At 68.1% G+C, this 12,205-nt stretch carries 8 protein-coding genes; 2 read left to right on the plus strand and 6 right to left on the minus strand.

What is annotated here, in order from left to right; genetic code table 11:
- Nucleotides 1-74 precede the first annotated feature (74 nt).
- On the plus strand, nucleotides 75-2,168 hold the full coding sequence (locus ACW172_RS06060; protein ID WP_492034289.1) for a TonB-dependent receptor plug domain-containing protein: 2,094 nt from the start codon (nucleotides 75-77) through the stop codon (nucleotides 2,166-2,168).
- A 92-nt stretch (nucleotides 2,169-2,260) separates the two neighbouring features.
- On the opposite strand, the gene ACW172_RS06065 is transcribed toward ACW172_RS06060, so the two are convergent.
- The 4 genes from ACW172_RS06065 to ACW172_RS06080 form a co-directional block, all read right to left on the minus strand.
- Nucleotides 2,261-4,081, minus strand: a complete 1,821-nt coding sequence (locus tag ACW172_RS06065) for a peptide MFS transporter (protein ID WP_492034944.1) — start codon at nucleotides 4,079-4,081, stop codon at nucleotides 2,261-2,263.
- A 208-nt stretch (nucleotides 4,082-4,289) separates the two neighbouring features.
- Entirely contained in the window at nucleotides 4,290-7,652 is a 3,363-nt protein-coding gene (locus ACW172_RS06070) for an error-prone DNA polymerase (RefSeq protein WP_492034945.1), read from the minus strand.
- A 44-nt stretch (nucleotides 7,653-7,696) separates the two neighbouring features.
- Nucleotides 7,697-9,307 (minus strand): Y-family DNA polymerase, encoded by a 1,611-nt coding sequence (locus ACW172_RS06075; RefSeq protein WP_492034290.1) that lies wholly within the window; start codon nucleotides 9,305-9,307, stop codon nucleotides 7,697-7,699.
- Nucleotides 9,225-9,899, minus strand: coding sequence for a hypothetical protein (locus ACW172_RS06080; protein ID WP_492034291.1), 675 nt, complete (start codon nucleotides 9,897-9,899; stop codon nucleotides 9,225-9,227). Before ACW172_RS06080 ends, ACW172_RS06075 begins: the two co-directional genes overlap by 83 nt.
- A gap of 192 nt (nucleotides 9,900-10,091) precedes the next feature.
- Between ACW172_RS06080 and ACW172_RS06085 the strand changes: the two genes are divergently transcribed.
- A complete protein-coding gene (locus tag ACW172_RS06085; RefSeq protein WP_492034292.1) occupies nucleotides 10,092-11,261 on the plus strand; it encodes an N-acetyltransferase in 1,170 nt (389 codons plus the stop codon).
- 13 nt (nucleotides 11,262-11,274) lie between these two features.
- Here ACW172_RS06085 and mscL read toward each other — a convergent pair whose 3' ends face one another.
- A complete protein-coding gene (gene mscL, locus ACW172_RS06090) occupies nucleotides 11,275-11,694 on the minus strand; it encodes a large-conductance mechanosensitive channel protein MscL (RefSeq protein WP_492034293.1) in 420 nt (139 codons plus the stop codon).
- A gap of 96 nt (nucleotides 11,695-11,790) precedes the next feature.
- Nucleotides 11,791-12,081 carry an integration host factor subunit beta gene (locus ACW172_RS06095; protein ID WP_492034294.1) on the minus strand — a complete coding sequence of 97 codons (291 nt, stop codon included), beginning with the start codon at nucleotides 12,079-12,081 and terminating at the stop codon, nucleotides 11,791-11,793.
- Nucleotides 12,082-12,205 lie beyond the last annotated feature (124 nt).

Here is a 12,205-nt window from a genome sequence, read left to right on the forward strand (position 1 = left end):
TTCAGCCTTGTAACTGGAGACAGACCGCCTGTCCCTCCAAAACCCTCATCACGAAAGAGGGGAACCCCAAGGCGATGACCAAGACAATCCTGCTGGCCTCCACGGCCCTGATCCTGAGCGCCGCCGGCGCTCCGACTCTGGTGTTCGCCGGAACCGATCCCCAGGTCGCCCAGGCTCCGGTTCCGACCGGCCCGACCCAGGCGGGTCCCGGCGTCGCCCCCCTGGCCGACGCGACCCAGCGCGGCGTTCTGGTCTTCACCCCCGACTTCTTCGCCGAACAGCGGCCCAATACGGCGCTGGACATGGTCAACCGCGTTCCAGGTTTCTCGGTCGAGGACGGCTCCGGCAGCCGGGGCTTCGAGGGCTCGGTCGGCAACGTCCTGATCAACAACGCCCGCCCGGCGTCCAAGAACGACACCGGCTCCAACGTCCTGTCGCGCACCCCGGCCAACCGGGTCGAGCGCATCGAACTGGTCCGCGGCGGCGCCGCCGGCATCGACATGCAGGGCTATTCAGTCGTCGTGAACGTGATCCTGAAGAGCGGGACCAGCCACCAGTCGATCCTGACCTGGAACTCGACCCTGTTCGAGGGCGGCCATGACATCTACGGCGGCAGCTACCAGTTCACCGCCACCAACGGCGACCGCAGCTGGGGCGTGACCCTCAGCGACGGCATGGGGATGAGCGATTCCAACGGCGTCGGCCGCGTGATCCGCCGCGACGCCAATGGCAACCTCACCCGCGACGAGCACGTCTTCACCGACGGCTACGGCGGCGGCAACGGCATTCGCGGCAACTATTCGGGGCCCTTCGCCGGCGGCAAGATCGATCTGACCGCCCGGGTCGGGATCAACGACTGGCACGGTGTCCAGACCCAGACCTCCGCCACCGCCCTGCGCGACAGCCGCGACGATCAGGACAGCACCTCCGGCGAACTGGGCCTGGTCTACACCCGCCCGCTGAACGCCCGCTGGACGGCCGAGGCCCGACTGATCCATCAGTACGAGGACTTCGACAACACCTCGACCAGCAACGCCCGATTCAATGGCGTCGCCGACCCGGAACAGGCCTTCAACGCCAGCGGCAACTCGTCCGAGAGCATCCTGCGCGGCCTGGTCCGCAACGAGCGCTCGCCTGCCCTGACCTTCGAGGCCGGGGCCGAGATCGCCTACAATATGCTGGAGGTCGAACAGGCCTTCACCATCGGCGGGACCAACATCCCCCTGCCCTCGGCCTCGGTGAAGGTCGAGGAGACGCGCGGCGAGGCCTTCGGCAAGGCGACCTGGCGCATCCACCCCGACCTGACCCTGGAGGGCGGCCTGCGCATGGAGGCCTCGACCATCAGCCAGTCGGGCGACGCCAATCAGGAGAAGAGCTTCTTCTTCGCCAAGCCGCGCTTCCTGGCGACCTGGACGCCCCGGCCCAACAACCAGTTGCGCTTCCGCTTCGAGCGCGAGCTGGGTCAGCTGGACTTCGGCGACTTCGCCGCCTCGGCCGACCTGAACGACGGCAATGTCTATGGCGGCAACGTCGATCTGGAGCCGGAACAGCGCTGGATCTCGGAACTGACCTATGAGCGCCGCTTCTGGGGCGAGGGCATCGTCTCCATCGGCTATCGCCACGACAAGATCATCGATGTGATCGACAGCCTGCCCCTGCCCGGCGGCCTGTCGGCGACCGGCAACATCGGCGACGGCACGCTCGATCAGCTGTCGCTGAACGTGGTGGTCCCGACCGACAAGCTGCACATTCCCGGCGGCCGCTTCACCTTCCGCAACGACTGGAACAAGACCGAGGTCACCGACCCGACCACCCACGAGACCCGTCCCATCTCGGGCGTGCGTCCGACCCAGGTCAATGTCGGCTTCTCCCAGGACATCCATTCGTGGAAGACCCAGTGGGGCATCAACATCCTGCCGCTGCTGGGCCAGAAGCAGTTTTACCCGGACCAGGTCTCGGGCTGGCGTGGTGCGGAGTATTACGAAGCCTTCGTCGAGTACAAACCGACCACGACCCTGTCGATCCGCGGCCAGCTGAACATCTGGAACGACTTCCAGATCCGCCGCACCGTCTATTCCGACCGCGCGGCCGGGGCGGTGTCCTTCACCGAGGACCGCCAGATCGACCCGCGCACCTTCTGGTCGTTCCGCGTAAGAAAAACCTTCTGATCAGCCTTCGTTCGAGGCCGCTCACACGGTCGATAACGAAAAAGGGCGGCGCCGACGGCGCCGCCCTTTCTTTTTGAGCCGGGGATCAGACGCTACTTCACGCCCTTCATCATCCACTTGAGCACCGGCGAACCGAGCAGCAGCAGAACGCCGAAGCCGACGCCCCAGATGCCGATCTCCTGGAACACCTTGGCATAGGTCGCCAGGGCCAATTCCGGGTTGGTGACCACGCCGCCGACCGTCTCGGTCGAGGTCGACTTGGCGACCAGGCCCGCGATGATGTGGGCCAGGGCCGAGGCCATGAACCAGGCGCCCATCATCATCCCGACCATCCGCGGCACGGACAGTTTGGTGATCATGGACAGGCCGACCGGCGACAGCATCAGCTCGGCGATCGAGTGGAGGAAATAGGCCAGGAACAGCCAGATCAACGGCACCTTGAAGGCGCTGTCGGCCTGGGTGTGGGCGGCCCACACCAGCAGCAGGAAGCCGGCGCCGACGCCGACCAGGGCCATGCCGAACTTGACCGGCACATTGGGCTCCAGGCCCTTCTTGCCCAGCCACACCCACAGACCGGCCATGATCGGGCCGAAGATGATGATGGTGCCGGGGTTGAAGGTCTGGGTCATGGCCGCGTTGAACCAGCCGGGGATCTCGGTGGACTGGTCGGCGAACAGGGTCAGGCTGGAGCCCGCCTGTTCGAACAGGGCCCAGAAGACCACCGAGAACATGGTCAGCAGCAGGGCCGCCAGCATCTTCCAGCGGCCGTCGCCCTTGATGAAGATCACCGAATAGCCCAGCAGGCCGATGAAGACGGCCGGCACGAGGTAAAGCAGCGAAGCCTCGACCGCATCGTGCTGCTGCACGATCAGCCACATCGGCACGACGAACAGGATGCCCAGGATATAGATCCAGGCCTCGCGCGGGATGCCGAAGGTCTTTTTGTCCAGCTTGGCCGAGGCCGGCGGATCGGCGCGGTTGCCGAGCCATTTCTGGCCCACCCAGAAGGTGATCAGACCGGCCAGCATGCCGATGCCGGCCAGGCCGAAGCCGTACTTCCAGCCGTATTTGATGCCCAGCCAGGCGCAGACCGCCGAGGCCAGGACCGAGCCCAGGTTGATGCCGACGTAGAAGATGGTGAAGCCGGCGTCGCGACGCGGATCGCCCTGTTCGTAGAGCGAGCCCACAACGGTCGAGATGTTCGGCTTCAGGAAGCCGACGCCGACGATGATCAGGGCCAGGGCGAAGAACAGGGTCGCCTGACCGGTCAGGTCCACCTGGGTCTTCTTCTCATAGGCGCCGTTGGCGATCTCATTGGGGAAGCCCGCAGCGGCGTTGTCGGCCTGGGCCCGGGCCACGGCCGCCTCGGGCGAGGTGGCGGCGGCGGCGGCCGGACCGTCGGCCGGAACCGCGGCCGCGGCCGGATCGGTCACGGTGGCGGTCGCCGGAACGGCTTCGGGCGAAGGCGAGGCGGCGACGGCCTGGGCGCTCTCGACCGCCGTCGGCAGGTTGAGAACCCGGATGCCTTCCGGCCCGATCTTGATCGGAACCCGCTTCTCGCCGTCCATGATGAACAGCTGGCGGTTGGTGTCGCGACCCTCGACCACGATCGGATATTCACGACCCTGGTACTGGATGAACTCCTTGCCGCCCGAGCCCTCGAACGCCATCAGGAAATGACCGGCGACCAGCAGCAGCGCGCCGATGGTCACGGCCTTGCGCGAGCCCAGGAAGCGGTCGGCGATGGCCCCGCCGATGACCGGCATCAGATACACCAGGGCGGCGTAGGCCGCGTAGATGCCCTGGGCGTTGTTCGCGTCGAACAGGAAATGCTGGGTCAGATACAGGACCAGCAAGGCCCGCATGCCGTAGAAGGAGAACCGTTCCCACATCTCGGTGAAGAACAGGATCACCAACCCCCGTGGGTGTCCCAGAAACTGTTTCTGAGGCGCTTCAACAGCCCCTCCCCCATCCGTCATACTCAAGCGACTGCTCCTTCAGGTGCGCCCATCCGGCGCGATTGGGCGCATAAGCAGCACGCCGGGAAAGACCGGACAAGTCTTAAGGATGAATCCGGACCGTCGCCGCAGTGTCGCATGCGGCCTGTCGGAGCCCTTCGCCTCAGTGGAAATCCCGCGATCCGGGCAGGATGCGCACGTCGCGCGGATGGCGGCGACGGTTGGGGTTGCTGGGCGAATGGCCCGATCCCGGGGCCGGATCGGGCGTGATCCGGTCGTCCTCGCTGATGTGGCCCAGCATCGGGGTCCAGTCGATCAGGTCCTCGACCACCAGATGGCTGACGCCCTCGGCGCACTGGATGCGGCCCTTCGCCAGGATCATGCGCGCGCCCATGGCGACGGGACGCAAGCGTTCGAAGATGTCCGGCCAGACGACCAGATTGGCGACCCCGGTCTCGTCTTCCAGCGTCAGGAAGACCACCCCCTTGGCCGAGCCCGGCCTCTGGCGCACCAGAACCACGCCACCGACCGCGACCCGCCGCCCCGCCCGGGCCGACTGATAGTCCAGCGCCGTCAGGGCGCCCGCCTGCGTCAGCCGATCGCGCAGGAAGGACACCGGATGGCCCTTCAGCGACAGGCGGATGGTCTGATAGTCGCCGACCACCTCCTCGCCAGGGCTGAGTTCCGGCAAGGCCTCGGGCGGGCGGCCGTCGGCCTCGTCCAGCCCCATGGCTTCGAACAGGGGCGCGCTCGCGGCCGGGGGCGCGCCCTTCGCCGCCCACAGCCCCTGGCGCCGCGACAGTTTCAGCGACCCGAAGGCGTCGGCCTCCGCCAGTCGGTCGAGCGCCGCGGGCGGCAGCTTCGCCCTGAGCCGCAGGTCCTCCAGATCGACGAAGGGGGCCAGCGCCCGCTCATCCGCGATCCGCTCCGCCCAGGCCTCACGGAAGCCGTCGATGGCGCGAAGGCCGAGACGCAGAGCGCGGCGCGTCTGGTCGTCTCGCGTCTCAAGGGTCGCATCCCAGTCGCTGGCGTTCACATCCGGATGTCGTACCTCGACCCCATGCTCCCGGGCGTCCCGCACGATCTGGGCGGGCGCATAGAACCCCATCGGCTGGCTGTTCAGCAGACAGGCCGCGAACACCTCGGGATAGACGCATTTCACCCAGGCCGAGACATAGACGATGTGGGCGAAGGAACAGGCGTGGCTCTCCGGGAATCCGTACTCCCCGAACCCCTTGATCTGATCGAAGCACCGCTGGGCGAAATCGGGCTCATAGCCCCGCGCGATCATCCGCTCGACCATCATCTTCTCGTATTCACCGATCGTGCCCATGTGCCGGAAGGTCGCCATGGCCCGGCGCAGGCCGTTGGCCTCCCCGCCGGTGAACTCGGCCGCGACCATGGCGATCCGCATCGCCTGCTCCTGGAACAGGGGCACGCCCAGGGTCTTGCGCAGCACATTGGCCAGTTCCTGCGGGTCTTCCCGGGAGCCAGGCATTTCGAACCGGTAGCTGCCCTTGCCATGTTCCGCCTCGTGGAGCCGACGCTCCAGCCGGCGTTTCAGATAGGGATGGACCATCCCGCCCTGGATCGGTCCCGGCCGGACGATCGCCACCTGCACGACCAGATCGTAGAAGACGCGGGGCTGGAGGCGCGGCAGCATGGCCATCTGCGCCCGGCTCTCGACCTGAAAGACGCCGAGGGAATCCGCCTTGCACAGCATCTCATAGACCTCGGGCGCCTCCCTGGGGATCGTGTCCAGCGCCCACGCCTCGCCATAGCTGCCCTCGATCAAGGCGAAGGCGCGCTTCATGGCTGTCAGCATACCCAGCGCGAGGACATCGACCTTCATCAGCTTCAGATGATCGATGTCGTCCTTATCCCATTCAATGAAGGTGCGTTTTTCCATCGCCGCATTGCCGATGGGAACGATCTCGACCAGCGGACCCTGACTGAGAACGAAGCCGCCGACGTGCTGTGACAGATGACGGGGGAATTTGATCAGTTCCGCCGTCAGCTGGAGCGCCAGCGCCATACGGGCGTCGTCGCGATTGAGACCCGTCTGATCGACATGGTCGTCCTTCACCGCGTCGCCCCATGAGCCCCAGACGGTGTCGGCCATCCGGGCGGTCACGTCCTCGGTCAGGCCCAGCGCCTTGCCGACGTCACGGATCGCCGAGCGGGGCCGATAGTGGATAATGGTCGCCACGATGCCGGCCCGGTCGCGACCGTAGCGGTCATAGACATACTGCATGACCAGCTCGCGCCGCTCATGCTCGAAATCGACGTCGATATCGGGCGGCTCCGATCGCTCCGAAGAGATGAAGCGCTCGATCAGCATGTCCTGACGGGTCGGATCGACATTGGTGATCCCCAGACAGAAGCAGATGACGGAATTGGCCGCCGATCCTCGGCCCTGGCACAAGATGTTCCGTTCCGGATCGCGCGCCCAGGCGACGACGTCATGGACCGTCAGGAAATAGGGGGCGTAGTCACGCTCGCGGACCAACCTGAGTTCCTTGCGGATGGTCTCCACTACCTTTGTCGGGACCGGCCCGTTCTCCCGGGGCCATTTCGCTCTTGCGCCCTTGCAGGTCAGGCGGATCAACCAGCCCTGCGGCGACCACCCCGGCGGCACCGGCTCGTCCGGATATTGATAGCTGAGCTCGCGCAGGGAGAATTTGCACGCGGCGACCACCTCCATCGTCCGTTCCAGCGCCGCCTCATGGCCCCGGAACAGGCGGGCGATGGCGGCGGGGCTGCGCAGGTGGCGCTCGGCGTTGGACTGGAGTCGAACCCCGGCGACGTCGATGGTGGTCCCCTCACGGATGCAGGTCAGGACGTCCTGCAGAGGGCGACGGTCAGGCTTGTGATAGAGGACGGCGTTGGTGGCGATCAGGGGTGCGCCGGTGCGCTCGGCCATGGCCGCCAGCCGGTTCAGCCGCGCCCGGTCGCCGCCGCGCCACAGGGGCTGGGCCGCCAGATAGAGGGTATCCGGCCAGCGCGTGCGCCAGTCCGTCAGCCGCGCCTCGAAGGCGGCGTCGGGGACGATGGGCGCGACGGCCAGGGCGATCATTCCCTCCCCGAAGACGACCGCCTGATCGAAGGTCAGCCGGGTCTCGCCCTTGGTGGTTCGGTCGACGGGATCAGGATCCGGCGCGGGATCAGCGGCTTCCGGGCGGGCCTCGCCGCCGGGGAAGTCGACCACGTTCGAGGCCGGCGCTCCGCATTCCGCCACGGCCGGACCATCGAGGATCTCGCTCTTGCCGAGGGTCAGCAGGCGGCACAGCCGGCCATAGGCGGCGCGGTCGCGCGGGAAGACGATCAGCTCGGTCCCATCGAGGAAGCCCAGCCGGCAACCGACCACCAGAGGGATATCCTGATCCTCGGCGCCCATCAGGGCGCGCACCATTCCCGCCAGCGTATTGCGATCGGCGACGCCGACGGCGGCTAGGCCCAGGGCCTTGGCCTGCATCATCTGCTCGCCCGGATGCGACGCCCCCTCCAGAAAGCTGAAGTTGGTCATGACGCCTAGCTCGGCGTATTCGCCCGACCATTGGGAAGACCGGCTCACGGAAACATCCCGTGCATCCACCAGGACGGCGCGCGCTCATTGTCCGCGCCGGTGTATTCGCGGCCGTAGAGCCCCTCGCGGAACAGCCAGTAGCGCAGGCCCTGATCGTCTTCGACGCGGTAATAGTCGCGGGTGCGGGCCTCGCGGTCCGGGGCCGGCGGCCGCCACCATTCGGGCGAAAGACGCTCGGGCCCGTCGGCGCGGGCGACGCGGCGCGCCAGCCTGCGCCAGGTGAACAGGGCCGGCGCCCCGTCGGGCAGTTCGGCGATGGCCTCGACCGGCTCGGGCGGATCCAGAAGCAGGATGGGGCGATGACGCGGATCGGCCTCGGCGACATCAGCATCCGGCCGCACCGTCTTCTTCATACCGAGGGCGGGCCGCCAGCGTTCGGCGCGTTCGGGCAGCCAGGATCCTTGCGGCTCCGCGACCCGCACCGCCCCCTCGCCCAGACGCGCCGAGAGCCGGTCGATCAGGGCGGTCAGACTTTCGGCATGACGGGCCGCCGCCTCATCCTCCAGCGAGACCTGATGCGCCTTCACCGGCTCGGTCAGGTCGGCGGAGAGCATCAGGGCGTCGACGCCGAAGCCGAGATCCAGCCGCTCCACCCCCCGCTCGCGGAACAGCCGCAGCCAGACGGAGACCTCACGGCCCGGCAGGCCCGACTTGATGGTCAGTGACGTGGTCCGGCCATCGGTGCGGAAGCCGGTCAGGGTCAGGACGCGCGCACCCTGCCCGTCCTTTTCCAGCGCCGCGGCGAGGACGGCGGCCAGTTCCGGCAACCGCCCCTCGACCCCGGCGATGTCGCACAGGGGTTCGGCATGGGCCTCCCACGCGCGATATTTCGGCGGCGGGCGCGTCAGGATCAGGGCCTCGGCGGCCAGACCCAGGGCCTGATCCAGCCGCTGGACCAGACCGACCCCCGCCCCGTCGCGAAAGCGGCGGGCGAGGCCGGCGCGCGGCATGTCATAGAGGTCGCCGATCCGCTTCAGCCCGAACCGCCGCGCCTGCCTGAGGGCCGCCGCCTCGATGCGCAGGGCCTCGACCGGCAGGTGCGCGAGGGCCGGCTTCGTCCCGTCTTCAAGGACCACCGCCTGCTCGCGACCCCAGCGCGCAAGAGCCCAACCGGCGCCGGGCGTAGGGGCCAGAGCCAGGCGGGCGCGGGCCCCGGCCTCGGCCAGCCGCGCCTCCATCCCGGCCAGAAGCGCCGCCTCCCCGCCGAACAGATGGCCGGCCCCGGTGACGTCGAGGAACAGCCCCTCCATCCCCTCCTGTTCCACATCGACCGAAACGGAAGGGGACCAGCGCTCGGCCCAGACGGCCAGCCGCTCCAGAGCCGCACGGTCTGCGTCGAGATCGGCGGGGCGGCAGATCAGGGAGGGCAGGATCGCCCGGGCGTCGGCCTGGGTCTGGCCTGCAGACAGGCCCGCGGCCCGCGCCGCCGCGTTCAGGGCGTGCAGAACCGCGCCCCGCGCCGTGCGGGCGATCAGGGCGAAGGGCGGCCCGTCGTGGGTTCCGACAGGGACCTCAGGCGGCGAGACCCGCCCGGCCCCGTTCGCCCAGACCGTCACCGGCCAGTCGATCAGCCAGACGGAGACGATACGTCTCATCATCCTGCTCCAGTCTCCAGGAACCGGGGCGCTCCGAACGGCTCCGGGTCAGTTCGGCGGCGAGGGCGAAGCCCCCCGGCGCCCGCGGGTCATCGCGGTTGATTGCACCCTTCAGGGTTGTGATACTCCAACGGCGGCGTGCGGCGCTGAGCCCGCCCTCGGTGTTGCGCAGAACAACCCCGACGGCGGCCCCGTCGCGGGCCGCGAACTCCAGCCGCCGGGTCTGGGCCAGAGACGCCGCCTCGACCGTGGCCAGGGCCGCCGACACCGCCCCCGACCTGAGGGCCTGCTCCATGATCCACAGCAACTCCCCCTCAGTCCGGCCCTCCGTCAGGATCAGGCCGGTCCCCCGCCCATCCACCCCGGCGCCCCGGAAACCGGGGCCGTAGGGCCGTCCATGCTCCCCCGCCCACCGACGTCCCGCCGCCAGCAGCACCGGCCGCGCGTCGACCTGCGGCAGGCGGGACAGGGCGAAAACCAGGGCCCCGGCCATATCGCGGGTCCCGACCGCGCGCACCTCTTCCAGCCCCTCGGCGAGGGCGGGCCAGGCGGTGGAGCCCGGAAGGGTCTGCAGGGGCGGGGCAATGGACATCGGCTGGGCTGAACCTCGATGTTCATTATTTGTTCCACAGACCCTGAGAGTCAAATCCTGAATCGTTTCGCGTGAAGACGGAAACCCTTGTGCAATCTATAGTTGTTATAAGGCAGGCCTTCCGCTGGCCCGGACCATGCACCGTCCGGATGCCGAGACCCCCGCCGTCCCGCATCGGGAAGGACCTGTTCGATGAGTTTGCGCCCGTTCCGGACCGAAGACCACGACGCCGTCAATGCCCTGCACCGCGGCGTCTGGTGGCCCGAGCGGTCGGACGCGGGCTGGGCGTGGCTGGCGGCCAATCCGGCGCGGCTGGACATCGGGGCGCCGTCCGGCTGGGTCTTCCCGGGACGAGACGGTCAAGCTGCCGCCTTCATGGGCAATCTGATCCAGCGGGTGTGGAAGGACGACCGGCGGCATCATGTCGCCACCGGCTTTTCCGTCATCGTGCCTCCGGCGGCCCGCGGTCAGAGCCGCGCCCTGATCCGCGCGGTCCTGGACCAGCCGAACATCGCCGCCGGCTATACGCTGAACGCCAATCCCAGATCGGCGCCCCTCTACGGCCGTCACGGCATGAGCGCCTGGCCGCATCGGACCAGCGCCCTGAAACTGTCCTGGATCGTCGATCCCATCGACTGCCTGCGCGGCCGGCTGCTGCGCGAGGCGGTGCGCCGGGCGCCGCATCTGACCGATCCCTATCGCGAGCGGTTCCTGCGTTCGGAGCGGGGCCTGAGCCGGACGGTCGCCGGGCGTCGCCCCTCACCGGTCTCGGTCCTGAGCGACCTTTCCGACAGCTCGCCCTACGACGCCTTCTGGCGGGCGCTGAAGGCGGACGGCCGGGCCGTCGCCGACCGCAGTCCGGAGATCCTGCGCTGGCGCATCGCCGATCCGGATCAGACCGACCCTCCGCTGTTGCTGGCCTATATGCGCGACGGGGCGATCACCGGCTACGCCATGGCCATGCGCGCCAAGGCCACGCCGATCGATCCGGTGTTCCTCGAGATTCTCGACCTGGTGGCCCTGGACGACGAGCCCCACGCCATCCCGGCCCTGATGCGCGCCCTGATCGACCAGGCGCGGGCGCGCGGCGCGGCCAAGGTGCGTCTGCAGGTCGTCCATGAGGAGATGCAGCGCCGGTTGGGCGCCTGGGCCATCGGGGCGCGGCATGAGGGCGGCTGGGGCCACGGCCATATCCGCTTCCGCGAGGGGGCCGAAACCGGCGATCTGGCTACCTGGTCGCCAACGCCGTTCGACGGTGATCACGGCTTCTGCCAGCGTCCCGCGCCCCGCGCGCAGGCTCAGGCTCAGGCTCAGGCGGGCGTCGAGGCCAGGACGGGAGTCCGTCCGGGAAAAGCCGCCTGAAGGGCGGCCCCGGTCAGGGACGGGCCTTCAGTTCGTCGCGGATCTCGGTCAGCAGCAGCTCGGTCGGGGTCGGGGCGGCCGGAGCCTCCGGCGCCGGATCGGCCGCGTTCTGGCGGCGCAGCTGATTGATACCCTTGACCAGCATGAAGACCACGAAGGCCACGATGGCGAACTGGATCACCGTGTTCAGGAAGGCGCCGTACTGGATCGAGACCTTCTCCACCGCCTCCGTCGCCGGGTTCTCGGGCCGCAGCACCCACTCCAGCTTGGAGAAGTCGATGCCGCCGGTGATCAGGCCGATCGGCGGCATGACCACCTGATCGACCAGGCTCTTGACGATGGAGTTGAAGGCCGCGCCGATGATCACCCCGACCGCGAGGTCGACGACATTGCCCTTGATGGCGAACTCGCGAAACTCGGAAACCAGACTCATGGAATCATCCTCTCAGGCAGCAGCGATCAGCCGCAGACACGGTTGCTGAGGGAGAATGAAGACCGGTTCGCCCGTCTTTTCAACCCGGTAGGAAAATCAGGCGTCGCCCGAGGCGTTGAGCCGCTCACGCAGCTCCTTGCCGCTCTTGAAGAAGGGCACCGACTTGGCGGGCACATCGACGGTCTCGCCGGTGCGCGGATTGCGGCCGGCGCGGGCCGGACGCGAACGCACGGAAAAGGCGCCGAAGCCGCGCAATTCCACACGACCGCCTTCAGCCATGGCCTCGGTCATACGGCCCAGAACGACGTTGACCACCCGCTCGACCTCAGCGTGAGTGAGGTGGGTGTTCTCGGCCGCCAGCTTCTCGATCAACTCAGACTTGATCATTCATTCAAGGCCCCCGCCCTGTCTTGTTTTGCCCTTCCAGAGGCGTTTGAGCCGTCAGATACGCGACAGCGAGCGACACCCTAACTCTCGCGCGGCTGGTGAAAAAGCCCTCTTGAGCAAAAGG

This window comes from Brevundimonas sp. ALps5 (genome assembly GCF_058681645.1).

What these genes read in the sequence shown, in the direction of transcription:
- ACW172_RS06060 (WP_492034289.1), top strand. Translation starts at nt 75, where the DNA reads ATGACCAAGACAATCCTGCTGGCCTCCACGGCCCTGATCCTGAGCGCC.
- ACW172_RS06070 (WP_492034945.1), bottom strand. Translation starts at nt 7,652, where the DNA reads ATGACCAACTTCAGCTTTCTGGAGGGGGCGTCGCATCCGGGCGAGCAG.
- ACW172_RS06075 (WP_492034290.1), bottom strand. Translation starts at nt 9,307, where the DNA reads ATGAGACGTATCGTCTCCGTCTGGCTGATCGACTGGCCGGTGACGGTC.
- ACW172_RS06080 (WP_492034291.1), bottom strand. Translation starts at nt 9,899, where the DNA reads ATGTCCATTGCCCCGCCCCTGCAGACCCTTCCGGGCTCCACCGCCTGG.
- ACW172_RS06085 (WP_492034292.1), top strand. Translation starts at nt 10,092, where the DNA reads ATGAGTTTGCGCCCGTTCCGGACCGAAGACCACGACGCCGTCAATGCC.
- mscL (WP_492034293.1), bottom strand. Translation starts at nt 11,694, where the DNA reads ATGAGTCTGGTTTCCGAGTTTCGCGAGTTCGCCATCAAGGGCAATGTC.
- ACW172_RS06095 (WP_492034294.1), bottom strand. Translation starts at nt 12,081, where the DNA reads ATGATCAAGTCTGAGTTGATCGAGAAGCTGGCGGCCGAGAACACCCAC.